Here is a 25,800-nt window from a genome sequence, read left to right as displayed (position 1 = left end):
TCCTTTTTATTGTTGCTCACTTGTTTGTGTAGCTGGCTTTAATAAGAGCCAAGCGATAATTAATGTAAATACTGCTAATACGAAAGTGCTCATATAAATGACGTGTACGCTTGATGCTAATGCAGATTGCGATTCGGTTACTACGTTTGCTGTAGTACCGCCATGTCCACCAGATACAAGATCAAGATTTTTAATACCACGTGCGTGAATCATCGTATTGAAGATTGTACCGAATATTGCAGCACCTAACGTTTGACTAAATGTATTAATAAATGTGTTTAAACCAACAGCTGTTCCGCGTGTATGAGCTGGTACGGCTGCTTGAATTGTTACCATGTAAATCGGTGTCACAAGCCCCATGCCTAAGCCGAATAATCCGACTGCTACATAAATAAGGAACGATGGTGAATTTGTTGATAGTGTAAATAATAAGAACGTAGCGACTGATAAAATGCTAGCTCCAAGTAAAATGATTTGTTTCGTTTTTAATTTGCCTACTAAGTTACCAGAGAAAATAGCGCCAAATGTCCACATAACAGGAATTGGCATTAAAATAAGTCCAGCTTCTGTAGCGTTTTTCCCTAATACACCTTGGCTCCAAATTGGAAGGTACATTGTAATACTAATAATCATTGCGCCAGCAATAAGAGTTAATATATTTATCGTAGATAATGTACGGTTAGAGAAAAGTGCTAGCGGAATTAATGGTTCCGGAGATTTCTTCTCGATGAATAAGAAAATAATAAATGAAATAGCGGCAAAGATTAATAGGCCGATAATTGTCATGTCTCCCCAGTTTTGCTTACTGCTACCTGTTAATAATGCATATAGTAGAGCGATTGTACTTAATGAGAAGACTGTTGCACCAAGATAATCGATATGATGCTTAGCAGGTTTAATAGATTCTTTGTAGTAAATTGCAATCATTAAGCAAGCGATAATTCCGAATGGAACGTTTAGGAAGAAAATATAACGCCAAGAAAGGGAATCAACTAAAAATCCACCTACTAACGGTCCGATAACACCGGATACACCCCAAACGGCACTCATCCAACCTTGTGCTTTCGCGCGGTCTTTCGCTTCGCTATATAAGTCTCCAATAATCGTCATTGTGATTGGCATAACAGCACCAGCACCGATACCTTGAAGCGCGCGGAAGAAGATTAATTGTTCCATCGATGTAACGACTCCGCAAAGTGCAGAACCGACTAAAAAGATTGTAGCTCCGATCAGTAAAACTTTTTTACGGCCAAATAAATCAGCGAGCTTTCCGTATATTGGAGTCGAAACAGCTGTTGCAAGCATATAAATTGCATATACCCAACTAACAAGTTCGACGCCTGACAAATCACTCGTTATACGAGGGATTGCTGTACTAACAATCGTTCCTTCTACCGCAGAAAGAAACGTCATTAACATTAAAGACATCATGACTTTTTTTCTCATTTGTTTTCCCCTTACCCTTTTTTAAATATTCAACAATATAAAATATAAAGGTACTAAGGTATATAAAGCAACAAAAAAGCAATGGAAAGTTACATGGAGCAGATGTTTGTCGCTTCTTGTCGGTAAGTCGATATATTTGAGAAATCGCCGATAATGATTTCATGGCAATATTAAAAAAGAAACAGGAATCCCTGTTTCTTTTTTTAATATTGCATTTTCGCGTTTTCTCCAGCAGTCGTTCCAGCAATTCTACCAGTAACAAGGGCTGATGTAATATTATAGCCACCAGTATAACCATGAATATCAAGAACTTCTCCGCAGAAATATAAGCCGTTCGTAAATTTAGAAGACATTTCTTTCGGATTAATTTCTTTCACGGATACACCTCCGCCAGTAACGAATGCTTTTTCAATTGACTGCGTACCATTTACATTCACAGTAAACTCTTTAAAGTCTTTCACAAGTGCACGAATCTTTTCGTGAGAAACTTGTCCAGCTTGTTCGCTGCCGTCAATTTCATTTTTTTCTAATAAGAATAGGAAGTAACGTTCAGGAACATAACCTTTTAAAACGTTTTTAATTCCTTTTTTCGGATCTTCTTTCATTTGTTTCAGCATGCGCTGAAATAGTTGTTCACTATTTTCCTCTGGCAATGCATCAATACTCATTTGTATTGTATTCGTTTTAAACTTTTTCAGTGCTTTCACGACGAATTGGCTACAGCGAAGAGCAGCAGGTCCAGATAGGCCGAAATGAGTGAAGAGCATGTCCATTTTGTGAGAAATGATAGCTTTTCCTTTCGGATTTAATACACTTAAGTTTATATCACGTAAAGCAAGACCTTGTAATGAGCGGTCACGTATAAACGGCTCGTTTGAAAGGATAGGTACTTCTGTTGGGAATAATTCTGTGATTGTATGACCCGCTTTTTCAGCCCAAGCATATCCGTCTCCAGTAGATCCAGTTTGAGGAACTGATTTTCCGCCAACAGCGATAACGACGTGATTTGTTTCTAACACTTCGCCTGTTTGCAGTATAACTGCTTTTGTTTGACCATTTTCATATTCAATCGTTTCAACAGGCGTATTTGTACGAATTTTTACACCTAAGTCTTTTAATCGTGTTAAAAGTGCGTCTACAACAGATTGTGCTTTGTTTGACACAGGGAACATGCGACCGTGGTCTTCTTCTTTCAATTTAACACCGAGATTTTCGAAGAATGTAATAATATCTTCATTATTAAAAATAGAAAAAGCGCTGTATAAGAAGCGACCGTTTCCTGGTATATGTTTAACAATTTCATCAAGTGGTAGACGGTTCGTTACGTTACAGCGTCCGCCACCAGAAATTGCAAGTTTACGCCCAAGTTTATTTCCTTTATCAAGAAGTAAGACATTTGCGCCTTCTTCTGCAGCACCAATTGCAGCCATTAGCCCAGAAGGACCGCCGCCGATGACAATAACATCATAATGCATAATATATCGACCTCATTTTCTACATTTCCTGCCTAAAAGAATAGCATGTTTTCCCTTAAAAGAAAAATAGAGTGAAGTACTGCTTAATGAGAGAATTGTGGTACAATACAAAAGTTAGAGTTCAGCACTATCCTGCCATTTGTAGGCGATAAGACTAAAACCTCAAGATTTAGGAGAAGTAAATAGGGAGTCTGTTAGCCTGTAAATGCTCGAATGGTTCAACTAATAAGGAGTAGGAGAGAAGTCTCCAACTAATTATAGTTTCACTTTATGTAGATGTAGGAGGATTTTTGTATGTCCGATTCGAAATTTCTGCGCGGAACGCTTATTGTTACGCTAGGGACATTTTTAGTAAAGTTCTTAGGCATGATTTACGTCTTTCCGTTTCATGCATTAGTAGGAACAGAAGGCGGAACGCTCTATACATATGGATACATTCCATATACGATCTTTTTAAGTATCGCAACGGCAGGTGTGCCACTTGCTGTTTCAAAATTTGTTTCCAAATATAATGCGCTTGGCGATTATAAAACGAGCCGGAGAATGTTCCGCTCGGGAATGGTTATGATGATCGTAACAGGAGTTCTTTCGTTCCTAGTGCTGTACATGACGGCGCCATTGTTTGCAGAAGCGATGCTTGGTAAACAAAGTATACACAATAATGTAGGAGAAGTTACGACGATCATTCGTCTTGTAAGCTTCGCGCTTATTGTTGTACCAGCAGCGAGTTTAATTCGTGGTTATTTCCAAGGTCACCAGTCTATGGGACCAACTACCGTTTCACAAATTATTGAACAAATTATTCGTATCGTCTTTTTATTAGCAGGTAGTTTTATCGTTATTAAAGTACTTGGCGGTACAGTTGCAACAGCAGTTGGAGTAGCGACATTTGCTGCGTTCGTTTCAGCGGTTGGAGCACTCGGTGTGTTAATTTGGTACTGGCTAAAACGTAAAAAATATTTGGATCAATATTTAATTGAACAAACTGTACCAGAATCAACAGTAAGCACCGTTCAATTGTTTAAAGAGTTATTTGCATATGCGATTCCTTACGTTGTAATTGGGTTAACAATTCCTTTATATCAACAAATTGATACATTGACATTTAACTCAATTATGCAGGCGATTGGTCAAGGTGATATCGCAGAGCGAGCTCTCGGTATTTTCACAATGTGGACGCATAAGTTAATTATGATTCCTGTATCACTTGCAACAGCGTTTAGTTTAACGCTTGTACCAGCAATCACAAAATCATTTACTGAAAAACAATACCGCTATTTGAAATTACAAATTACACAAACATTCCAGGCAAATATGTTTTTAACATTGCCAGCAGTTGTCGGTATTTCTTCACTTGCATATCCAATTTATACTGCGTTTTACGATTCAGATCCACTAGGTGGACAAGTATTAATGTGGTATGCACCAGTTGCGTTGTTATTCGCTTTATTTACAGTAACAGCAGCAATCCTGCAAGGTATTAACCAGCAGAAGCATGCGATTATTGCGCTTATAATGGGCGTTATTTTGAAATTTGTATGTAACGTAATCTTTATTCGTTATTTCGGTACAGTAGGAGCAATTCTAGCGACAGCAGTTGGTTTCTTAGCTTCTGTTTGGTACACAAATCAACAAATTAAAAAATACGCACACTATTCATTCGGTGTTGTATATAAAAGAACATTCCAAATTGCAGTACTGACACTTATAATGGTCGTTGCTGTAAAACTATCACAATGGGTTCTATCCTTCATGATTTCGCCTGATGGCCGTATTGGTGCTCTTATAACAGTTGCGATTTGTGCAGGTATTGGCGGTCTTGTTTACGGATTGTTAGCAATTCGCACAGGAGTACTGGAAAGAGTATTTGGTGGAGAAGCATTAGATAAAATTCAACGTAAACTTGGTAGTAGATTTAAAATAAAGTTGAAATCAAGAGGGGCGTAATTACGTCCCCTTTTCTATGATAAATAAAGAAGGTGAAAAACGTGAGATTAGATAAATTATTAGCAAATATGGGATATGGAAGTAGAAAAGAAGTAAAGAAATTATTGAAAGATGGCGTTGTGAAAATTGATGGAACGCCAGTAAAAGATGCGAAAGTTCATGTAAATGTAGAAGAGCAAGAAGTTATGATTCACGGTGAAGTTGTGGAATACAAAGAATTTGTTTACTTAATGATGCATAAACCACAAGGTGTTATTTCAGCGACGGAAGATGATAATCATGAAACAGTAATAGATTTATTAGAATTAGAAGATGCAATCTTTGATCCGTTCCCAGTTGGACGACTTGATATCGATACGGAAGGCTTCTTATTGATAACAAATGATGGGAAGTTATCACATCAATTATTATCTCCGAAAAAGCATGTGCCGAAAAAATATTATGCACACGTTGCAGGAGTAGTAACAGAAGAGGATGTAAAAGAATTTGCTAAAGGTGTTATTTTAGACGATGGCTATGAAACAAAGCCAGGTGCACTTACAATATTGAAAAGCGATGATATTTCTGAAATTGAGCTTGTGATTACGGAAGGGAAATTCCATCAAGTGAAGCGTATGTTTGAAGCGGTAGGAAAAAAAGTAGTCTACCTAAAGAGAACAGAGATGGGTCCGTTAGTATTAGATGAAGAACTAGAACTTGGACAATACCGAGAGCTAACAGATGAAGAAGTAGAAATGTTAAAAACATATCAAGTAGATACTGAAAAGTAGTACCTTTATAGGCGCAGAAAAGACCCCTTTCTAATTATTAGAAAGGGGTATGTATTTATTTACCATACAATTATTTTTCGTTATGAGGTCATTCTCACTTTCTTTCCTGTTGTTGTCCACTTACCGCGGCAAGGGCTATACACGAGTTCATTAAACTGCAACACATTTAGATCACGTTGTATCGTTCGCGGTGTGATCCCGAACTCATCTACAAGGTCTTTCGTCGTTACCGTTCCGTTTTCATTGATGTACATATAAATTGATTTAATGCGTGTTAGCATACGAGTAGTTGTAGGTTTCAAGAGAAAACCACTCCTCTACTAGTTTTTTTGACCCCATTCAGGAAAGAAGGTCGTTACTACCATTGTACTCTACATGATAAAATTCATGCTTTAATCTACTTAAATTTTACAGAAATTTAACAAATATTCATATAGAAAAATATTGGTAGTTGACATTGTATATATGGTCAGTCAACTAACACATAAAATTCTACGTAAAACGCCAAATTCCTGCAAATTTTTTTGAAAAAACAAAAGAAAAACTAATAAGAAATATCTGAAATATTACAATTGTTCAGTATTTAGTTTTCGTGTATGGCATAAGAGATTTCTGTTTGTTATGATGAAAGAAACAATATAGTGAAGGATGGATGCGTGATGTCAGCGATTAATTGGACAGAAGAAGTTGCAAAACGAAAAGATGATTTAATTCGTGATACACAACAATTTTTACAAATTAAAAGTGTATGGGAAGAAGAATCTGCGAAAGAGGGCGCACCATTCGGTGAAGGTGTAGAAAAAGCTCTATCTTTCATGTTACATAAAGGAGAAGCTGAAGGTTTTGCTTCTAAAAATTTAGAAGGATATGCAGGTCATCTTGAAATGGGACAAGGAGAAGAATTAGTAGGTATTCTTTGTCACGTTGACGTTGTACCAGAAGGAGATGGCTGGACGACTCCCGCATATAGTGCGAATATTCGCGATGGAAAGATTTTTGCACGTGGTGCAATTGACGATAAAGGCCCAACGATGGCAGCATATTATGCAATGAAAATTTTGAAAGAATTAGGCTTACCTCTTTCAAAACGTGTTCGTATGATTATAGGAACAGATGAGGAAAGCAATTGGAAATGTGTAGATCACTACTTTAAAAATGAAGAAATGCCAACAATTGGTTTTGCACCGGATGCAGACTTTCCAATTATTAATGCAGAAAAAGGAATTTCTGATATACAAGTTGTGCAAAATGGTAGTGAAGAGAAAAAAGGTACATATGAACTTGTTTCATTTGATTCAGGGCGCCGTTTAAATATGGTTCCTGATTTTGCAGAAGCAGTTATCACAGGAGAAGATGTAAATGCACTTACAGTAGCATATGAAGAGTATTTACAAACTGCTAAAAAAATAGGGAAATCGACTATAGAAGGAAATACAGTGACGTTGCAAATAGAAGGAATTTCAGCGCACGGATCTACTCCTGAAAAAGGAGAAAATGCAGGTTTATTATTAGCAAACTTCTTAACTACAGTTTCACTTGATGGAAAAGCAACTGCATTTGCGACATTTGCAACAGAAACATTTACTGGTGATATTTTTGGTGAAAAAGCTACTATTGCTTACAAAGATGAAATTAGCGGTCCGTTAACAGTGAATGTCGGTCGCATTTCTTATACGAAAGAAAACGGTGGTAACTTAGGGCTAAACGTACGTTACCCAGTTACAACTAACTTTGAAGAAACAATTGTGAAGTTGAAAGAATATGTTGGTACGCATGGTTTTGAAGTGGCTGACTATTCTAATTCTCGCCCACATCACGTCGATAAAGATCACGTATTAATCCGTACGTTACAACGTGTGTATGAAGAACAAACAGGTGAAAAAGCAGAACTATTAGCAATCGGCGGCGGTACTTATGCTCGTTCATTAAAAGCTGGTGTGGCATTTGGCCCGCTATTCCCTGGAAAAGAAGAACTTGCGCATCAAAAAGATGAGTATATCGAAATTGAAGACTTATTGAAAGCAACAGCAATTTACGCGCAAGCAATTCATGAATTAGCGAAGTAATGGATATATAAATAATGTCCGCTCTCTATTTTGGAGAGCGGCTTCTTTTTACCTGAATGAGATAAGAAAGAAAAGCAACAATAGAAAAGAAGGAGAAGATGTACATGGAACTGCATTATTTTGTCGCAATTACGTTACCGAATCATATAAAAGAAATGCTGTCTAACTATAAAGAGGATATGCAAGAGGAATTACAATTTCGTTCATGGGTACATAAAGAAGACTATCATATTACCCTTTCATTTTTAGGGAGTGCAACGGGGGAACAATTAGAGGGAATAAAGAATGGATTACAAACAATTGCAGAAACAAAAGAACTATCGTTCACATTACAAGGTTTTTCAACGTTTGGTAGGGAAGATCAGCCTCGTATTTTTTGGGCGAAGGTAAGTGAGAATCACGATTTGTTTCAGTTGCAAAAGCAAATACATGCCATTTGTGAAGAAAATGGATTTTCTCTAGAAACACGCCCATATCACCCGCATATTACCGTTGCTCGTAAATGGATAGGAGAAGAAAAGTTTCGTTTAGAAAGTATAAAAGAAGTGCCTGAAATATCATTTCAAGCAGATACAATTACTTTATACGAATCCCACGTGAAAGAAACCCCGAAGTATAAATCGATTGCTGAAATAAAATTACAAAAATAGAATGTTGAAAACGTTTTTTATGCAGGTGAATATACTATAGAGAAGAATGGAGTTACTGTATAGAGTCTTGTTGATAAGAAAAGCCTTATCATTTGCAGCTCATTTTATCTCGCCTAATTGGTGAAGGCTAATAATAAGTGAGGATGGAGAAATTTTCTCGCTCATTAAAGTTTCACTTTATTTTAACTTTGAGAATGATGGTGATTTTTTTATGTTGAAAGTAAAACGTCCATTTGATGCCTATTTAGATGAAATGAATAAAATTACAATTTTGCTCCCACATGCGTATGGAACAAGTCGGACATTTCGTTTGCAAGAAGGAAGTAATGTGAAAGATTTACCGATTGCTCATACGATTGCGCTTCCAGATGCAACGAAGTATGAGTGCTTTATAGAAGAGCCGCTAGATGTGGGGAAGTATTATACAGTACGAGATGAACGGAATGAAGAAACTGATTTACAAATAGGTGCTGTTATTCGAACAGAAAGTTTCGATGAAAAGTATTATTACGAAGGTACAGATTTAGGTGCTGTTTATCAAAAAGAAGAAACGACATTTAAAGTATGGGCCCCAACTGCAAGGCTTGCGAAAGTAAGAATTTATAAGAGCGATAAAGAATATACCGATCATGAAATGTACAGGGGAGAAAACGGAGTTTGGATTCAAACATTACAAGGTGATTTAGACGGAGCACGCTATACATTTCTTGTTTGTATTAATTTAATATGGAACGAAGCTGTGGATCCTTATGCAAAGTCGGTGACGGTAAATGGAAAACATGGTGTTGTTATCAATTTAGAAAAAACGAATGTAACAAGACGAGAGGGATTACCAACATTACAATCAATGACAGATGCCATATTGTATGAACTGCATATTCGTGATGCGACTATACATCCAAATAGTGGAGTAATTCAAAAGGGAACATATAAAGGATTGATGGAAGAGGGAACAACAGGACGGAATGGGACATTAACAGGGTTGTCTCATATAAAAGATTTAGGTGTTACACATGTTGAACTATTACCTTTATATTGTTTCGGTGGTGTAGATGAGGCGAATCCTTCGTCCGCCTATAATTGGGGATATAATCCATTATATTACAATGCACCAACAGGATATTATGCTACAAACCCCTCTGATCCGTATAACAGGATAGTTGAGTGCAAACAACTAATTGAAACATTTCATGAACAAGGTATTAGGGTGATTATAGATGTTGTCTATAATCATGTTTATGAAAGAGAGCTATCATCATTTGAAAAGCTTGTTCCAGGATACTATTTTCGTCATGGTGAAGATGGTATGCCTTCTAATGGGACGGGAGTCGGAAATGATATAGCGTCTGAACGGAAAATGATGAGGAAATTCATTGTAGAGTCTATTTTATATTGGCTTACTGAATACAATGTCGATGGATTCCGATTCGACTTAATGGGAATTTTAGATGTTGATACGATGAATATGATAGAAAAAGAAGTGCGAAACATAAAACGAGATGCTTTGTTATTAGGAGAAGGATGGGATTTACAAACACCGCTTCCTCGTGAGGAAAAAGCAACGTTAAATAATGCGAAGAAAATGCCACATATCGCGCAGTTTAATGATCAATTTCGTGATGGGATAAAAGGGAGTACATTTCATATAAATAAGCGTGGTTTTGCATTTGGTGGGCATGTAGACTGTAATCATTTGCAGTATATTGCAGCAGGAAGTCTTTTAAGTATGAAAGAAACAGGGCTGTTTCTAGAGCCAGCGCAAAGCATTAACTATGTAGAATGTCATGATAATATGACGATGTGGGATAAACTAGTGCGCAGTAATGAAGAATCAGAAACGATTTTGAAAAAACGTCACCTGTTAGCGAGCGCAATGGTTATTCTTTCACAAGGCATCCCTTTCTTACACGCAGGGCAAGAGTTTTATCGTACGAAGAAAGGAAATGAAAATAGTTATAATGCAAATGATGAGATCAATCAATTAGATTGGGATCAAAAAGAGAAAGAGATAGAGACCGTTAACTATATAAAAGGTTTAATTGCGATTCGTAAAGAGCATGGGGCATTCCGATTACAAAGCGCAGATCTTATAAAAAAACATATGACTTTTTTACAAACATCTACAGAAGTACTTGCATATCACCTAGAGCATGCAGAAACGTTTGGGCCATGGAAAGAGATTATCATCTTATTTAATAGCGGTTTAGAAGCTAAAACTGTGCAACTTCCGAAAGAAGCAACGTGGCATGTGTTAGTAAACGAAAACGAAGCGAAAATAGAGCCAATTTCTTCATTTAGAGGAAAGGAACTTAAGCTCGCTCCAATTAGCACGTATATATTGACGATAATGTGACAAATCGCTACTTGACGATGAGAATGTAATAAATGTAGAATTGACAAAGGTGACGATTTTGATAAGTTGTCATTCTATGACAGGTTTTGTAAAATAAAATAGAGGATTTTTGGCTTAGGCTAATTTTTCTTTTCATTTACAGTAAAATATATGAATCCACAACATGTGTAGAAATGTTGCGGTTTTTCTTTTCATAACTATAAAAGATAAGGATTTGTTAACGGGTAATGAATATGGAATGGTTGGAACAATTATTAGGAAAAGAGTGGAGTCTTGTACCGGCTGGTGGAGTAACGGGCGATGCATATATTGCGCAAAACGGACAACAGAAGTTATTTTTAAAGCGGAATACATCGCCCTTTTTAGCGGTATTGTCAGCAGAAGGAATTGTTCCAAAATTACTTTGGACAAGAAGGGTAACGAATGGTGATGTAATTTCTGCTCAAAAATGGCTTCCGGGACAGAAGCTAGAGCCAGAGGATATGAAACTAGAACGTGTTGCGAAACTTTTGAAGAAAATACACTCCTCTAAAGCGCTTGTACAGATGATTCAAAGACTTGGGAAGCAGCCGCTTCACGCACAAGAGTTATTACAACAACTGCAACTCGTTTTAAGAGGAGATATAAGGGATGATGAAACAATTCAGCAAGGCCTTCAATATTTAATGGATTCATTAAAAGCTATTGAATACAATGAATTCGTTGTATGCCATTGTGATGTAAATCATAACAACTGGCTATTGTCGGATGAAGATGAATTGTTTTTAATTGATTGGGATGGAGCTGTAATTGCTGACCCAGCTCTAGACCTCGGTATGTTATTATATTGGTACATTCCGCGCCAGGAATGGAGTGAGTGGCTCGGTTACTATGATATTGAAATGGATGAATCGCTGCTTAGGCGTATGAGATGGTATGTGATAGCACAAACGATTTTGTCTATTCAATGGCATACAACAAAAAAACAGCAAGCAGAAGCTGAATATTGGCATCAATATTTACAGCAACTACTTGCTTCAGAATGATACTTAAGAAAAATTGTCCATTCCAGCAATCCACTGAGTAAGTTGTTCTTGATTATTGGAAATATGGTTGTCCAAATTAGAGGAAGATTTACCCGATTGACTATAAGAATATACATCGTTTAGCATTGTTTTAGCGTCACTACTTATATTATCGTTTGCGAGTAACGATTGAATGAGGCGCTCTAATTGCTCGCATTCTGAAACTGTCCCGCAGCAATCACTTTGGTGGTTGACTAAAATATCTTTCAGCACTTCTAATTGATGTTGTTGATTAATTGGCATGAACGGATCATCCTTTCGATTGTTTTTCTCTTCAAATGTAAGAGAAAAAGCTGTTTCGTCATGGAATGTTTAATGCTGTATGTAGTTTTTATCAAAATGGTACATCTTATACTTGAAAGAAACGGACCGAGTGCTCGTACGTACTTGGTTTTTTGTTTGGTAGATTGATTAGAAAAGAAAGAAGGAATTATTCCTTTAAAATAGCTATGTAAAGAGAGGGAAACATCTATGCGTTTAAGACATAAACCGTATGCAATGGATCGAATTAATGAATATTCACATATCGTAATCGGAAACCCAGAGGAGCGCGCTGGTAGCTGGAAAGAAGTATTTGGAAACGAACAACCAATTCACATTGAAGTAGGTACAGGTCGTGGCCGCTTCATGTATGATATGGCGAAAGCGAATCCACATATTAATTATATTGGAATTGAAAAATTCACAAGTGTTGTTGTAGATGCACTTGATAAATTAATTGAAGAAGAATTACCAAACTTAAAGTTAATTAATAAAGATGCTGAAGATTTAACAGTTTTCTTTGCGAAAGGTGAAATTGATCGCGTTTATTTAAACTTCTCAGATCCATGGCCAAAGAAACGTCATACGAAGCGTCGTTTAACGTATAAAACATTTTTACGTAATTACGAAGAAGTGTTAGTAGAAGGCGGAGAAATTCATTTCAAAACAGATAACCAAGGTTTATTTGAATATTCTCTTATGAGTATGGCTGAGTATGGTATGTTACTAACGTACTTAAGCTTAGATCTTCATAACAGCGACTTTGAAGGTAACATCATGACTGAATACGAAGAGAAATTCTCTAGTAAAGGTCATCGTATTTACCGAGTTGAAGCAAAATATCGTACAGAGCCTATGCAGTAATGCGTAGGTTTTTTTACACCTAAAATAATCAGAATTTTATGCTAAGATTAATTAAAAAGGGGGATGTGTAATGGAACAGTTACAAATTGGAGATATAAAAGTAACGTGGTTAAAAGGCGGGAATACACATTTAGATGGAGGAGCAATGTTTGGAGTCGTGCCGAAAGTACTTTGGTCACGTAAATATAAACATAATGATACAAATCATATTTATTTACGAACAGATCCGTTACTTTTGCAAACAAAAGATGGAAATATGCTCATTGATTCCGGGATAGGAAACGGTAAGTTGAATGAGAAGATGAAACGCAATCAAGGTGTAACAGAAGAATCATCGGTTTATGAATCATTAGAAAAATTAGGATTAAAGCCTGAAGATATCGACTACGTCTTGATGACACATCTTCATTTTGATCATGCATCTGGTCTAACAAAATGGGAAGATGATCACCTTGTACCGGCATTTCCAAATGCGAAAGTTTACGTAAGTGAAACAGAATGGAATGAAATGAGAAGTCCAAATATTAGATCACGTAATACATATTGGAAGGAAAATTGGGAGCCAATTGTAGATCAAGTTGTTACGTTCCAGCAAGAAATAGAAATTACAGATGAAATCAAGATGGCACATACGGGTGGGCATAGTGATGGACATGCAGTCATCATTTTGGAGAGTCAAGGGGAAACGATGCTACATTTAGCAGATCTCTTGCCGACGCACGCGCATCAAAATGTATTATGGGTAATGGCATACGATGATTATCCGATGACCTCGATTGAAAATAAGCAAAAGTGGATGAAGTATGGTGCTGAAAAAGAGGCATGGTTTACGTTTTACCATGACGCATATTATCGAGCTGTGAAGTGGAATGAGGAAGGTCATATCGTAGAAAAAATAGAACGGAAAACGAGTATAGAAGCATAAAAATAGGAGGTTGTTCCATCATATTTATTGGAGCAGCTTCTTTTTTATTGTCGGGTTTTGTCGGTAAGTCGATATATTTAAAAAATCGCTGATATAATTTTAATCAATACCCGCAATTTCAAAAAATAAGAGGTTCACCTAATGGGAACCCTCCGTTTTATGCTGCTATAACCTCTAAAACAGTACCTGTTTTAGCATCAACTAAAAATTCAAATCGTTCTTGTATATCATTTAACATCGTTGTAAGACCGCCGCGATAAACTTCATATGCGACATCATATTTTTCAAATGTCTCTGGAACCATATGTACCCAAGAGCCAGTAATTTCACCTTTATGACTTAATGCTTGTTTCACCATTTTCAATGCTTTTTCTGAAGAAATATGGGATTGTTCTTGTACTTTGTTTGCAACGAGATAACCAGCTGCGAACCCAACGCCAAGACCTGCTACTAAACCTTTCCAGCTCATATATTCACCTCAATTCTATAAAATAAAAATAGTGTACCGATAATAATTATAAAGCAAATACAGCTAAAAAAGAAGAAACTAGAAACATTTCGAAAATTTCGTTACAATAAAAGAGGTATTCTACTAAGGTTTGAAAGAAGGGGACTTCGTGAATAAAGAGACATTACAATTATTTCGTACGTTAACAGAATTACAAGGTGCATCAGGTTTTGAACATGATGTACGCCGTTTTATGAAACAAGAATTAAGCAAATATGCGGATGAAATTGTACAAGACGGTTTAGGTAGCGTATTTGGTCTGAAAAAAGGGGACGAAACTGGCCCACGTGTTCTTGTAGCAGGTCATATGGATGAAGTAGGTTTCATGGTTACGCAAATTACGAAAAACGGAATGCTTCGTTTTCAAACGTTAGGCGGCTGGTGGAGCCAAGTTTTATTAGCACAGCGTGTACAAGTTATGACGAAGAATGGTCCTGTTATTGGGGTTGTTGGTTCTATTCCTCCTCATTTATTAAGTGACGCGCAACGTGCAAAACCGATGGATATAAAAAATATGTTAATTGATATAGGTGCAGATAGTTATGAAGATGCGATTGAAATTGGTGTAAAACCAGGACAACAAATCGTGCCGATCTGTCCGTTTACACCGATGGCAAATGAGAAGAAAATTATGGCGAAAGCTTGGGACAACCGTTACGGATGTGGTCTTGCAATCGAATTGTTAAAAGAATTAAAAGACGAAACATTACCAAATACATTATATTCTGGTGCTACTGTACAAGAAGAAGTAGGTCTTCGCGGAGCGCAAACCGCTGCAAATATGATTCAACCAGACATTTTCTATGCGCTTGATGCAAGTCCAGCAAACGATGCATCTGGTGACAAAACACAGTTCGGTCAATTAGGAAAAGGTGCTCTTCTTCGTATTTACGATCGCACGATGGTAACACATAGAGGAATACGCGAATTCATTTTAGATACAGCAGAAACAAACAACATTCCGTACCAATACTTTATTTCACAAGGTGGTACAGATGCGGGCCGTGTACATACAAGTAACTCTGGTATCCCATCAGCAGTAATTGGTGTTTGTGCGCGCTACGTTCATACACATGCTTCAATTTTACATGTTGATGATTATGCAGCGGCGAAAGAATTAATTACGAAGCTTGTAAGAACAACAGATAAAACGACGTTAGAGACAATTAAGAATAACGCGTAGAGAGGAAGAAGGGCTGAAGAGGCCTTTCTTTTTTTGGCTTGAATAGATGACCCATCGATGAGTGGGAGCGGTCAGTGCCTGATTGGTGCTCGAATGGTGTATTAAGACCCTGGATAGGAAAAGAGAGGAAGGCTGTTTTTGTTTTTGAAGACGGTAATGTTGTTAGAAAAAACCTTCTTTTTTAGATTGAATAGATGACCCATCGATGAGTGGGAGCGGTCAGTGCTTAATTGGTGTTCGAATGATGTATGAAGACTCCAAGTAGGAAGTGAGAGGAAGGCTGTTTTTGTTTTTGAAGACGGTAATGTTGTTAGAAAAAACCTTCTTTTTTTAGATTGAATAGATGCCCCATCCATGAGTGGGAATGGTCAGTGCTTAATTGGTGTTCGAATGATGTATGAAGACCCCAAGTAGGAAGTGAGAGGAAGGCTGTTTTTGTTTTTGAAGACGGTAATGTTGCTAGAAAAAACCTTCTTTTTTAGATTGAATAGATGACCCATCGATGAGTGGGAGCGGTCAGTGCTTAATTGGTGTTCGAATGATGTATGAAGACTCCAAGTAGGAAGTGAGAGGAAGGCTGTTTTTGTTTTTGAAGACGGTAATGTTGTTAGAAAAAACCTTCTTTTTTTAGATTGAATAGATGCCCCATCCATGAGTGGGAATGGTCAGTGCTTAATTGGTGTTCGAATGATGTATGAAGACCCCAAGTAGGAAGTGAGAGGGAGGCTGTTTTTGTTTTTGAAGACGGTAATGTTGCTAGAAAAAACCTTCTTTTTTAGGCTGAATAGATGACTTGGTGATATGTGGTAGTGGTTGATGCTTAATTCGTATCTGATAGGGATATTAGAATAGAATGATGAATTTTTATAGAGGTGAACGAAATGAAAGTAGTAGTAGGATCAAAGAATAAAACGAAGGTTGGCGCTGTGGAGAAGGTTTGGAAAGATGCTGAAATTACATCTCTTTCTGTTCCGTCAGGAGTATCAGCTCAGCCTTTCTCAGATGAAGAGACGATGCAAGGAGCGATTAATAGAGCGAAGCGAGCGCTAGAGGAAGGAGAAGCTCCAATTGGTATTGGGCTAGAAGGCGGCGTAATGAAAACGGAGCACGGTTTATTTATGTGTAACTGGGGCGCGCTAGCAACAATGGATGGGAAAGTATTTGTGGCCGGAGGAGCGCGTATTACGTTACCAGACGATTTTTTAGCACCTCTTGAAGATGGTAAGGAATTAAGCGAAGTGATGGAAGAGTTTGTGCAGCGAAAAGATATTCGTAGTCACGAAGGTGCTATCGGTATTTTTACAGATGATTATGTCGACCGCACGGAATTATTTGTACACGTTGTTAAGTTGTTAGTTGGGCAATATAAGTATGATAAAAAGCAAGCATAAACCTTGCACCGTGCGCGATGTATGGTAGTATAAAAGAAAGATTATAACATGAAAAATGCACCCGTTAGAGGAGGAAATATAGATGAAGTCATTAGAAAGCATGGAGCAATTCCAACAGTTAAAAAATGAAGAGAATGTAGTCTTTATGTTCTCAGCAGAATGGTGCCCAGACTGCCGCTTTGTAGATCCATTTATGCCAGAAGTAGAAGAGAAATATAGTGATTTCTCATTTTACTATGTAGATCGTGATGAGTTTATTGATCTATGTGTAAAATTAGACGTATTTGGCATTCCGAGCTTTGTAGCGTACAATAAAGGTGAAGAAACTGGTCGCTATGTAAACAAAGATCGTAAAACACAAGAACAAATCGAAGAGTTCATTGAAGGTTTAAAATAAGGCAATTTGCCAATTGAATTGTAAAACAACCTCTACCTTCGCGGGGGAGGTTATTTTTTTGGAAGGGAGGAAAAAAGAGATGAAGATGACAAGTAAAAAGATGAAAGATGAGTTAATAAAGAAATTATCTCACCCAGAATGGGACTTTCAGTATGATAGTGAGAAAGAAGTTTTACGTATTGAACAAAAAGACTCCAAAAAAGGTATTAACGTATCGCTTCCAGGAGTTGTGGCAAAATGGGAAGTGAACAAGGAAAAGGCAATTGAAGAAGTTGCTTATTACGTACAAGAAGCGCTAATTGCGATGCATAAAGAAGAAAATAGCGGAGCGAAAATTTTACCTGTTATTCGCTCTACTTCTTTCCCGAAACAAGCAGAAGAAGGAAATCCGTTTATTATGACGGATCATACGGCGGAAACACGTATTTACTACGCGCTAGATTCGAATAAAACGTATCGACTAATTGATGAGCGTCTATTACAAAAATTAGAACTTACAGAACAGCAAGTGCGTGAAATGGCATTATTCAACGCACGCTCATTAGGTTATGAATTTAAACAAGACACAGTAGCGGGTAATACATTCTACTTTTTAAACACAAATGATGGGTATGACGCGACTCGTATTTTAAACGAATCGTTACTACAATCGATGCGTGAAAAGATTTCTGGTGACATGGTTGTTGCTGTTCCTCACCAAGATGTATTAATTATTGCTGATATCGTCAACGAAATCGGTTATGATATTATTGCACAAATGACAATGAAATTTTTTGCCGAAGGGCATGTTCCGATTACATCACTTTCATTCGTATATGAAGATGGAGAATTTGAACCAATCTTTATTTTAGCGAAAAATCGGAAGAAGACAGATGGAAAAGAGAAAGGATGAACGAAGTGAACGTTTTTTACAACCTTGAAGGAATTGGTGACACTTTAATTGTTGCCTTACAAGATATTACTTTAGAGAACCGTACTTTTGATCGCAAAGGAGATGTTGCACGCGTATATGATCGTGAAAGCAATGTAACAGCAGGATTCAACATCTTTAATGCATCTTCTTACTTAGAAGTAAAAGAAACAGGCAACCTTACATTAACGAAAGAGCTTGTAGAGAAAATCAACGAAATTTTAGCGAAGAATGGCTTTGAAGAAACAGTAGAAGCAGATCTTTCTCCGAAATTTGTTGTAGGCTATGTAGCTGAAAAAGAAAAGCATCCAAATGCTGACAAGCTAAACATCTGTAAAGTAGAAATCGGTACAGAAACATTACAAATCGTATGTGGTGCACCAAACGTTGATGCAGGACAAAAAGTTGTCGTTGCAAAAATTGGTGCTGTAATGCCAAGTGGTATGTTAATTAAACCAGCAGAACTTCGCGGTGTTCCTTCTTCTGGAATGATCTGCTCTGCACGTGAATTAGAGCTTCCAGATGCTCCACAAGAAAAAGGTATTCTTGTATTAGAAGATAGCTTTGAAGTTGGACAAGAGTTTAAATTTTAATTGATATAAGAAAAGAGAGGTTGTCCTTTTGGGCAGCCTCTCTTTTTGTTTTGTCATTTTTTGTTGGTAAGTCGATATTCCGTGTCGAATCGTTGATATATGTAGAGTTACGATAGATATATTTAAAAAATCGTTGATATATTGAGAATTGTGATAGATATATTTAAAAAATCGTTGATATATGTAGAGTTACGATAGATATATTTGAAAAATCGTTGATATATGTAGAGTTGTGATAGATATATTTGAAAAATCGTTGATATATGTAGAGTTGTGACAGATATATTCAAAAAATCATTCATATTATAAGGATGTCACCTTTTTTCTTAAAATCTATATTGTATTTTATAAACAAACTAGTTAAAATTTAGAAAAATAGAAGGGGATAGACGTATGAAACAACAAATAAAAATCGCAGAACTTCTAAAACGAATTGAAACTTCAAAACAGCAAGATATTGAGCTAGGTACTTATGAAATATATGTGTTTAGTGAAAGTGAATTAGAAAAAGGACAAATCGGTTACCGATACGATAAACATAAAAATTCATTAATAAGTGAAGAAAACGGAAAGTGGCAAGAAGGATGGATTACAATTGGATATGAAACGGATATGGGCGATCCAGTTTTCGTAAATATAGATGATGACGCTTATCCGGTTTATACTGCAGAACGTGGTACAGAAAAATGGCAGCCAGTTTATATTGGAAATATGGATGAGATTATAGGGCAATTATAAGAAAAACTTTGAATCCGGTGCAAAGTGATGGGAGAGAAGTATGAAGTATATAAAAATAATGAGCATGATTGCATTCATTGGAATATATATGGCCGGTTGTTCACAAGAGCAGCCGAAAAAAGAAACTACATCTTCTATACAAGAGAAAAACAAAGATACCAAAGAAGACGCACCGGTAGAAAAGCAGCAAGAACAAGAAAAGAATGAAGAGTCACAAGCAATTCAAACGAATGAGCAAGTAGAACATAAGCAAGAGGAAGTATCATCTGAGGAAAAGAAAGAAGAAACTACGCCAGTACAGCCAACTGAGCAACCAGTGCAAAATAATGAACAAAAAGTAGAGGGTAATGAAAAACAAGAGAAGTTTCTCGTCGTTATTGATCCAGGACATCAACAAAAAGCGAATTTAAATTTAGAGCCAATTGGACCAGGGGCAACAACGCAAAAATATAAAGTGACAGACGGTACAACAGGTGTTGTGACGAAAAAGAGAGAGGCTGTACTTGTATTAGAAATGGCTTTTTTATTAAAAGAAAAGCTTGAAGCAAAAGGGATACAAGTATTAATGACGAGAACATCACAAGACGTTGATATAAGTAATAAAGAACGGGCGACATTCGCAAATAATCATAAGGCGAATTTATTTTTACGTCTTCATGCAGATGGTTCTGAAAATCCAAACGAAAGTGGGTTTGCTGTATTGACGCCGGCAGAAGGAAGTCCGTATACGAAAGAGATTTATGCGGAAAGTCTTCAAATCTCTCAAATGATTGTAAATAAAATGAGGGAGAACCAGCAAGTAAAAGTAAATGGAATTAAATTTCGGGATGATCTTTCTGGATTTAATTGGGCAAAGGTTCCTGGTGTGTTATTAGAACTTGGGTTTATGTCAAACTATGAAGAAGACAAAAAATTATCTGACCCGCAGTATGTAAATTCTTTATTGCAAAGTGTAACGGATAGTGTAGATGCATATCGGAAGAGTAAAGCTTAAACGCAGTCTTACATGAAAGGCTGCGTTTTTCCATATGAAAACACTCGTAAATTAGAATATTGTGGATAAATATGACATGCTTAATTTTACCTGCACTTTTTGCCGAATGCTGATACAATAAAGGATGTTACTATTTAGTAGAAAGAGTGGTAAGCATGTTAGATTGGATGAAAAAGCTGTTTAACAAAGAGGAAGAACAAACAGCGATGAATAAAGAAGTACCAAAGCAAATTGAAAGTCAGCCGAAAATTCCTCGTGTAAACCACTACACTGAAGCAAGAGAAGCACAAATGGCAAGTAGGAATGCAGGTAAATGCCGTTTTCCTTTAGTACCGGATAATGGGTTCGATGAAGAGGATGAAAGCGAAGTAAATCGCTTTGAAGAACAACCTGTTCAAGGAGTAGCATATGAAGAACCGACTGCCCAAAGAGGAATAAAGGTGGAAAGAAGCAGACGACCGTATGTGGAAAAGGTTGTTTCTACATATGAAGAACCGGAAGTGCAATATGAACCGGTGCGGGAGTCTGTCGTTAAAAAGGCATCTGCACCTTCGCAAGAGAGTAACCGTAGACCATTTCGTCCAACAGAAATGATTTCGCCAATTTATGGATATAATCGTCCTTCAGTAGAGAAAAAGGTTGAAAAGCAGGAGGAAGTAAAAGAAAGAGAAGATCTTGAAATATCTGTAGAGGGTAAATCAGTCGTTGATGCATGGTTAGAGAAAAAAGGATATAAATTATCTGATTTCTCAGAAGGACAAGCACCAACTTCTTCTAGTCATAGAGCTGCTAACCAGCAAGGAGAGCAACAATATGAAGAGAATAAAAAGGAAGAAAAGTCAGTAGTTGATCAATGGCTAGAGAAAAACGGTTATGAAATTGAACGCCAAGTGCCTTTAGTAGAAGAAAAAGAAGTGATTAAAGAAATGAGTACACCGCAGGAAGTTTCAGCGGATGAATTACTTCATAAAACAGTAGCTGAGCAGATGGAAAGTGCTAAGCTAGAAAAAGATGTAGTGGTGTTAAACGAAAACAATCTACAAGAAGAATTAGTAGCTTCTAAAGTAGAGCACGAGGATACAATATTATCAGAAGAAATTAAACGTAATACAGAAATAAAACAACCTACTATTGAAGTAGAAAAGCAAGCTCCAGAAGAATCAGTGATTGTCAAAGCAGAAGAAAAACTTGAAGAAACAATCATTGTGGAAATACCAGAAGAAGTGTCAAAAGTAGAAGTAATTGCAGAAACGGAAGAGCTTGAAGAAGTAGTTATGGAAACAGAGGCACCTGAAGAAGTGGAAGCAGAAGGGTCAGAAGAAGTGGAAGTAATTGCGGAAACGGAAGAAGTGGAAGTAATTGCGGAAACGGAAGAAGTGGAAGTAATTGTGGAAACGGAAGAAGTGGAAGTAATTGCGGAAACGGAAGAAGTGGAAGTAATTGCGGAAGCAGAAGAAGTAGAAGTGATTGTAGAAACAGAAGAGTCAGAAGAAGTGGAAGTAATTGCGGAAGCGAAAGAGTCAGAAGAAGTGGAAGTAATTGCGGAAACGGAAGAAGTGGAAGTAATTGCGGAAGCAGAAGAAACAGAAGTGATTGCAGAAACAAAAGCGCCTGTAGTAGAGACATTTGTAGCACTTGAGGAAATTCAGCAAGAAGATGAAGCAATTGAACAAAAGAGTGAATTCATACATGTTGCTGAGGCTGATGAACAAACGAAGAAAGATGTTCAAAGCTTTGCGAATGTTTTAATTGCAGAAACAGAGGAAAATAGACGAGTTGTAGAAGAAGCACAGGTCGCAGAAGAGCAACGAGTTGTAGAAGAAGCGCCAGTCGTAGAAGAGCAACGAGTTGTAGAAGAAGCGCCAGTCGTAGAAGAGCAACGAGTTGTAGAAGAAACACCAATCGCAGAAGAGCAACCAGTTGTACAAAAAGAAGAACCAAAACGTGAGAAAAAGCGCCATGTACCATTTAATGTTGTTATGTTGAAACAAGATAGAACACGATTAATGGAAAGACATGCAGCTAGAGCAAATGCAATGCAGCCTTCTGCTAATGTACGAGTAGAGAATAAGCCAGTACAACAAGAGGTAGCAGAACCACAAGTGGAAGAACGCCCAGTGCAGCAAGTAGTAGCAGAACCACAAGTGGAAGAAAACCCAATGCAGCAGGTGGTAGCAGAACCACAAGTGGAAGAACGCCCAGTGCAGCAAGTAGTAGCAGAACCACAAGTGGAAGAACGCCCAGTGCAGCAAGTAGTAGCAGAACCACAAGTGGAAGAAAACCCAATGCAGCAGGTGGTAGTAGAACCACAAGTGGAAGAACGTCCAGTGCAGCAAGTAGTAGCAGAACCACAAGTGGAAGAACGCCCAGTGCAGCAAGTAGTAGCAGAACCACAAGTGGAAGAGCGCCCAGTGCAGCAGGTGGTAGTAGAACCACAAGTGGAAGAGCGCCCAGTGCAGCAAGTAGCAGAACCACAAGTGGAAGAACGCCCAGTGCAGCAAGTAGTAGCAGAACCACAAGTGGAAGAGCAACCAATGCAGCAAGTAGTGGTAGAGCAAGTACAAAAGCCAATTTCAAGTACGGAAGTACAAGAGAAAGCATATGTTGTAAATCAAAGAGAGAACGATATGCGAAATGTATTGCATACACCACCGACATATACTGTTCCACCATTAGCGCTGTTGTCGATTCCACAGCAATCAGCGTTAGATAATACAGAATGGTTAGAGGAGCAGAAAGAATTATTAGATACAACGTTTAATAATTTTCACGTTGGCGCACATGTTATTAATGTATCGCAAGGGCCAGCGGTAACTCGTTTTGAAGTACAGCCAGACCCAGGTGTGAAAGTAAATAAAATTACAAACTTAAGTGATGATATTAAGTTAAGTTTAGCTGCGAAAGATATTCGTATTGAAGCGCCGATTCCAGGGAAGAGTGCAATTGGAATTGAAGTTCCAAATAAAGAAAGCAAGCCAGTATTTCTTCGCGAAATTTTAAGAAGTCCTGTATTCACAAAGAGTGAATCACCGCTTACTGTTGCGCTTGGACTTGATATTTCAGGGGACCCAATTGTAACGGATATTCGAAAAATGCCGCACGGACTTATTGCGGGTGCAACGGGTTCAGGTAAAAGTGTGTGTATTAACGCGATTTTAACGAGTATTTTATATAAAGCGAAACCACATGAAGTGAAGTTAATGTTAATTGATCCGAAGATGGTTGAGCTTGCACCATACAATTCTGTTCCGCATCTTGTAGCACCTGTTATTACGGATGTAAAAGCAGCGACAGCTGCATTAAAATGGGCAGTTGAGGAAATGGAACGCCGTTATGAATTGTTTGCACACGCAGGTGCTCGTGATTTAACTCGCTACAATACGATTGTAAGTGAGCGAGAAATTCCAGGAGAGACATTACCTTATATCGTTATTGTCATTGACGAGTTAGCCGATTTAATGATGGTAGCACCTGGTGATGTTGAGGAAGCGATTTGTCGTATTGCGCAAAAAGCACGTGCTTGTGGTATTCATTTATTAGTAGCGACGCAGCGTCCATCTGTAGATGTTATTACAGGTTTAATTAAGTCAAACATTCCAACGCGTATTGCGTTTACTGTATCATCTCAAGTTGATTCGCGTACGATTATTGATATTGGGGGCGCGGAGAAATTACTTGGCCGTGGTGATATGTTATTCTTAGGGAACGGTACATCTAAACCAGTTCGTGTACAAGGTGTATACGTATCGGATGATGAGATTGAAAAAACAGTTGATCATGTGAAAAAGCAAATGAAGCCGAATTACTTATTTAAGCAAGAGGATTTATTAGCGAAAACAGAACAAGCTGAGTCGGAAGACGAATTGTTCCTTGATGCATGTCAATTTGTTGTAGAACAAGGGGGAGCGTCCACATCTTCTGTACAGCGAAAATTCCGCATCGGTTATAATCGCGCGGCACGTCTCATTGAAGAGATGGAATCGCAAGGAATTATTTCTGAAGGTAGAGGAACGAAACCGAGAGATGTCCTTATTTCTGAGGATGAATTTGCCGCTATGCAGGAAACAAATGTATAGTAAACGGTTTTGCTGTATACTAAGAGAAAATGTTGGATAGTAAAGTAGGGAGTAAAGCGACATGAAAGAAATTGAATTAAAATTAAAAGGTGAAATAAATAGACTAACAAATAAAACATTTAAATTTGACGAACGTGTTGGAGAAGGTTGGTTCTCTGCCGTTTACTTTTTAAAGACTAGAGAAATCATCGAAGAATTTCGCCCGAAAAGTGTTGTAACGATGCAATTTTTCCAAAAGGAAAATGCAGTTCTTTGCGGAACGGATGAAGTAATTGCATTGCTACAAACATTCGCTAAAAATCCTGAGGAACTTGAAATTAACTCTTTAAAAGATGGCGATAAAATTAGTCCATTTGAAACAGTGTTAACAATTCATGGTCCTTATGAAAATTTCGGATTTTTAGAAGGTGTCATTGATGGGATTTTAGCTCGTCGTACATCGGTTGCGACAAACGTATATAACGTTGTCCAAGCTGCGCGTAGCGTAGATAAAGAAAAACCAGTTATTTTCATGGGAGATCGTGATGATCATTATACACAACAAGCTGGTGACGGTTATGCAGCATACATCGGAGGTATGAGCGCACAAGCGACGCATGCGATGAATGAATGGTGGGGCAAAAGTGGTATGGGGACGATGCCTCACGCATTAATTCAAATGTTTAATGGTGATGTTGTGGAAGCGGCAAAAGCATATCATAAGAAATTCCCAGAAGATGAATTAGTTGTATTAATTGATTACAACAATGATGTCATTACAGATGCACTTCGCGTAGCGCGTGAATTTGGATCAACATTAAAAGGTGTACGTGTAGATACGTCCCGCACGATGATTGATCAATACTTTATTCGCCACCCAGAAGTACTTGGAACATTCGATCCACGTGGTGTAAACCCATCGCTTGTATTCGCACTTCGTAAAGCACTTGATGAAGAAGGATTCCAGCATGTAGACATCGTTGTAACTGGTGGATTTGATGAGAAGCGTATTCGTGAATTTGAAGCTCAAAACGTACCTGTTGACATATACGGGGTAGGAAGTAGCTTATTAAAAATGAATATTGGCTTTACTGGTGACAATGTAGAACTAAATGGGAAACCAGAAGCAAAAGCTGGTCGTAAATATCGTCCAAACCCACGTTTAGAGCGTGTTCAATTAGAAAAAAGAGAAGAGATGTAAAAGAGAGAA

At 37.6% G+C, this 25,800-nt stretch carries 22 protein-coding genes; 17 read left to right on the top strand and 5 right to left on the bottom strand.

Translation table 11 applies throughout. From position 1 onward, the window contains the following. Nucleotides 1–6: 6 nt before the first annotated feature. Together GD442_RS23115 and GD442_RS23110 are read right to left on the bottom strand one after the other, a co-directional pair. Entirely contained in the window at nucleotides 7–1,446 is a 1,440-nt protein-coding gene (locus GD442_RS23115; protein ID WP_001228021.1) for an MDR family MFS transporter, read from the bottom strand. Nucleotides 1,447–1,649: 203 nt separating this feature from the next. Then, nucleotides 1,650–2,921, bottom strand: coding sequence for a BaiN/RdsA family NAD(P)/FAD-dependent oxidoreductase (locus GD442_RS23110; RefSeq protein WP_000558859.1), 1,272 nt, complete (start codon nucleotides 2,919–2,921; stop codon nucleotides 1,650–1,652). A 294-nt stretch (nucleotides 2,922–3,215) separates the two neighbouring features. Between GD442_RS23110 and GD442_RS23105 the strand changes: the two genes are divergently transcribed. Together GD442_RS23105 and GD442_RS23100 are read left to right on the top strand one after the other, a co-directional pair. Continuing rightward, nucleotides 3,216–4,868: a putative polysaccharide biosynthesis protein gene (locus GD442_RS23105; RefSeq protein ID WP_086692076.1), complete on the top strand. Its 1,653-nt coding sequence runs from the start codon at nucleotides 3,216–3,218 to the stop codon at nucleotides 4,866–4,868. Between the two features lie 41 nt (nucleotides 4,869–4,909). Next, complete coding sequence (locus GD442_RS23100; protein WP_001234947.1) at nucleotides 4,910–5,638, top strand: pseudouridine synthase; 729 nt, start codon at nucleotides 4,910–4,912, stop codon at nucleotides 5,636–5,638. Nucleotides 5,639–5,718: 80 nt separating this feature from the next. On the opposite strand, the gene GD442_RS23095 is transcribed toward GD442_RS23100, so the two are convergent. Continuing rightward, nucleotides 5,719–5,940 carry a DeoR family transcriptional regulator gene (locus GD442_RS23095; RefSeq protein WP_000805512.1) on the bottom strand — a complete coding sequence of 74 codons (222 nt, stop codon included), beginning with the start codon at nucleotides 5,938–5,940 and terminating at the stop codon, nucleotides 5,719–5,721. 357 nt (nucleotides 5,941–6,297) lie between these two features. Here GD442_RS23095 and pepV point away from each other — a divergent pair, with 357 nt between their 5' ends. From pepV to GD442_RS23075, 4 genes are all read left to right on the top strand, one after another. Further along, entirely contained in the window at nucleotides 6,298–7,704 is a 1,407-nt protein-coding gene (gene pepV, locus GD442_RS23090; RefSeq protein ID WP_086692079.1) for a dipeptidase PepV, read from the top strand. A 104-nt stretch (nucleotides 7,705–7,808) separates the two neighbouring features. After that, nucleotides 7,809–8,354, top strand: a complete 546-nt coding sequence (gene thpR, locus GD442_RS23085; protein WP_048656116.1) for an RNA 2',3'-cyclic phosphodiesterase — start codon at nucleotides 7,809–7,811, stop codon at nucleotides 8,352–8,354. Between the two features lie 211 nt (nucleotides 8,355–8,565). Further along, complete coding sequence (gene pulA, locus GD442_RS23080) at nucleotides 8,566–10,707, top strand: type I pullulanase (RefSeq protein WP_086692082.1); 2,142 nt, start codon at nucleotides 8,566–8,568, stop codon at nucleotides 10,705–10,707. A 227-nt stretch (nucleotides 10,708–10,934) separates the two neighbouring features. Beyond that, a complete protein-coding gene (locus tag GD442_RS23075) occupies nucleotides 10,935–11,732 on the top strand; it encodes a phosphotransferase family protein (RefSeq protein WP_001986674.1) in 798 nt (265 codons plus the stop codon). Between the two features lie 3 nt (nucleotides 11,733–11,735). Here the strand turns inward: GD442_RS23075 and GD442_RS23070 are convergent, their stop codons facing one another. After that, nucleotides 11,736–12,014 (bottom strand): YtzH-like family protein, encoded by a 279-nt coding sequence (locus tag GD442_RS23070; protein ID WP_001122235.1) that lies wholly within the window; start codon nucleotides 12,012–12,014, stop codon nucleotides 11,736–11,738. Nucleotides 12,015–12,242: 228 nt separating this feature from the next. On the opposite strand from GD442_RS23070, the gene trmB reads away from it, so the two are divergent. Continuing rightward, nucleotides 12,243–12,896 carry a tRNA (guanosine(46)-N7)-methyltransferase TrmB gene (trmB, locus tag GD442_RS23065; RefSeq protein WP_001239385.1) on the top strand — a complete coding sequence of 218 codons (654 nt, stop codon included), beginning with the start codon at nucleotides 12,243–12,245 and terminating at the stop codon, nucleotides 12,894–12,896. 70 nt (nucleotides 12,897–12,966) lie between these two features. Further along, a complete protein-coding gene (locus tag GD442_RS23060) occupies nucleotides 12,967–13,821 on the top strand; it encodes a YtnP family quorum-quenching lactonase (protein WP_000436852.1) in 855 nt (284 codons plus the stop codon). A 157-nt stretch (nucleotides 13,822–13,978) separates the two neighbouring features. Here GD442_RS23060 and GD442_RS23055 read toward each other — a convergent pair whose 3' ends face one another. Beyond that, nucleotides 13,979–14,290 (bottom strand): PepSY domain-containing protein, encoded by a 312-nt coding sequence (locus tag GD442_RS23055; RefSeq protein ID WP_000118543.1) that lies wholly within the window; start codon nucleotides 14,288–14,290, stop codon nucleotides 13,979–13,981. Nucleotides 14,291–14,438: 148 nt separating this feature from the next. Here GD442_RS23055 and GD442_RS23050 point away from each other — a divergent pair, with 148 nt between their 5' ends. The 9 genes from GD442_RS23050 (at nucleotide 14,439) to GD442_RS23010 (ending at nucleotide 25,791) form a co-directional block, all read left to right on the top strand. Further along, the gene (locus GD442_RS23050; RefSeq protein ID WP_001031514.1) at nucleotides 14,439–15,512 is read left to right on the top strand and encodes a M42 family metallopeptidase; all 1,074 of its coding nucleotides are present in this window, start codon (nucleotides 14,439–14,441) and stop codon (nucleotides 15,510–15,512) included. Between the two features lie 881 nt (nucleotides 15,513–16,393). Continuing rightward, nucleotides 16,394–16,903, top strand: a complete 510-nt coding sequence (locus GD442_RS23045; protein WP_000869940.1) for a DUF84 family protein — start codon at nucleotides 16,394–16,396, stop codon at nucleotides 16,901–16,903. Between the two features lie 82 nt (nucleotides 16,904–16,985). Beyond that, a complete protein-coding gene (locus GD442_RS23040) occupies nucleotides 16,986–17,300 on the top strand; it encodes a thioredoxin family protein (RefSeq protein ID WP_000838193.1) in 315 nt (104 codons plus the stop codon). 79 nt (nucleotides 17,301–17,379) lie between these two features. After that, nucleotides 17,380–18,192 (top strand): DUF1444 domain-containing protein, encoded by an 813-nt coding sequence (locus tag GD442_RS23035; protein ID WP_159365209.1) that lies wholly within the window; start codon nucleotides 17,380–17,382, stop codon nucleotides 18,190–18,192. After that, nucleotides 18,189–18,803 (top strand): YtpR family tRNA-binding protein, encoded by a 615-nt coding sequence (ytpR, locus tag GD442_RS23030; RefSeq protein WP_001006770.1) that lies wholly within the window; start codon nucleotides 18,189–18,191, stop codon nucleotides 18,801–18,803. Before GD442_RS23035 ends, ytpR begins: the two co-directional genes overlap by 4 nt. A 393-nt stretch (nucleotides 18,804–19,196) precedes the next feature. Next, on the top strand, nucleotides 19,197–19,541 hold the full coding sequence (locus GD442_RS23025; protein ID WP_000813166.1) for a hypothetical protein: 345 nt from the start codon (nucleotides 19,197–19,199) through the stop codon (nucleotides 19,539–19,541). Nucleotides 19,542–19,581: 40 nt separating this feature from the next. Further along, a complete protein-coding gene (locus GD442_RS23020; protein WP_000874046.1) occupies nucleotides 19,582–20,535 on the top strand; it encodes an N-acetylmuramoyl-L-alanine amidase in 954 nt (317 codons plus the stop codon). Nucleotides 20,536–20,690: 155 nt separating this feature from the next. Then, the gene (locus GD442_RS23015; RefSeq protein ID WP_159365208.1) at nucleotides 20,691–24,611 is read left to right on the top strand and encodes a DNA translocase FtsK; all 3,921 of its coding nucleotides are present in this window, start codon (nucleotides 20,691–20,693) and stop codon (nucleotides 24,609–24,611) included. Nucleotides 24,612–24,672: 61 nt separating this feature from the next. Further along, nucleotides 24,673–25,791, top strand: coding sequence for a nicotinate phosphoribosyltransferase (locus GD442_RS23010; RefSeq protein WP_000658370.1), 1,119 nt, complete (start codon nucleotides 24,673–24,675; stop codon nucleotides 25,789–25,791). The last annotated feature ends 9 nt before the right edge of the window (nucleotides 25,792–25,800 follow it).

Source organism: Bacillus sp. A260 (assembly GCF_009861435.1).
Taxonomy (GTDB): domain Bacteria; phylum Bacillota; class Bacilli; order Bacillales; family Bacillaceae_G; genus Bacillus_A; species Bacillus_A cereus.
Note: the sequence above shows the minus strand (reverse complement) of the source record. Positions and strands in the feature narration are given on the sequence as shown.

Bases quoted from the DNA above. Each gene is read 5' to 3' on its own strand.
- pulA (WP_086692082.1), top strand. From the start codon at position 8,566: ATGTTGAAAGTAAAACGTCCATTTGATGCCTATTTAGATGAAATGAAT.
- GD442_RS23115 (WP_001228021.1), bottom strand. From the start codon at position 1,446: ATGAGAAAAAAAGTCATGATGTCTTTAATGTTAATGACGTTTCTTTCT.
- GD442_RS23110 (WP_000558859.1), bottom strand. From the start codon at position 2,921: ATGCATTATGATGTTATTGTCATCGGCGGCGGTCCTTCTGGGCTAATG.
- pepV (WP_086692079.1), top strand. From the start codon at position 6,298: ATGTCAGCGATTAATTGGACAGAAGAAGTTGCAAAACGAAAAGATGAT.
- GD442_RS23035 (WP_159365209.1), top strand. From the start codon at position 17,380: ATGAAGATGACAAGTAAAAAGATGAAAGATGAGTTAATAAAGAAATTA.
- GD442_RS23020 (WP_000874046.1), top strand. From the start codon at position 19,582: ATGAAGTATATAAAAATAATGAGCATGATTGCATTCATTGGAATATAT.
- GD442_RS23040 (WP_000838193.1), top strand. From the start codon at position 16,986: ATGAAGTCATTAGAAAGCATGGAGCAATTCCAACAGTTAAAAAATGAA.
- GD442_RS23070 (WP_001122235.1), bottom strand. From the start codon at position 12,014: ATGCCAATTAATCAACAACATCAATTAGAAGTGCTGAAAGATATTTTA.
- GD442_RS23075 (WP_001986674.1), top strand. From the start codon at position 10,935: ATGAATATGGAATGGTTGGAACAATTATTAGGAAAAGAGTGGAGTCTT.
- GD442_RS23010 (WP_000658370.1), top strand. From the start codon at position 24,673: ATGAAAGAAATTGAATTAAAATTAAAAGGTGAAATAAATAGACTAACA.
- GD442_RS23055 (WP_000118543.1), bottom strand. From the start codon at position 14,290: ATGAGCTGGAAAGGTTTAGTAGCAGGTCTTGGCGTTGGGTTCGCAGCT.
- ytpR (WP_001006770.1), top strand. From the start codon at position 18,189: ATGAACGAAGTGAACGTTTTTTACAACCTTGAAGGAATTGGTGACACT.
- GD442_RS23060 (WP_000436852.1), top strand. From the start codon at position 12,967: ATGGAACAGTTACAAATTGGAGATATAAAAGTAACGTGGTTAAAAGGC.
- trmB (WP_001239385.1), top strand. From the start codon at position 12,243: ATGCGTTTAAGACATAAACCGTATGCAATGGATCGAATTAATGAATAT.
- GD442_RS23015 (WP_159365208.1), top strand. From the start codon at position 20,691: ATGTTAGATTGGATGAAAAAGCTGTTTAACAAAGAGGAAGAACAAACA.
- thpR (WP_048656116.1), top strand. From the start codon at position 7,809: ATGGAACTGCATTATTTTGTCGCAATTACGTTACCGAATCATATAAAA.
- GD442_RS23105 (WP_086692076.1), top strand. From the start codon at position 3,216: ATGTCCGATTCGAAATTTCTGCGCGGAACGCTTATTGTTACGCTAGGG.
- GD442_RS23045 (WP_000869940.1), top strand. From the start codon at position 16,394: ATGAAAGTAGTAGTAGGATCAAAGAATAAAACGAAGGTTGGCGCTGTG.
- GD442_RS23025 (WP_000813166.1), top strand. From the start codon at position 19,197: ATGAAACAACAAATAAAAATCGCAGAACTTCTAAAACGAATTGAAACT.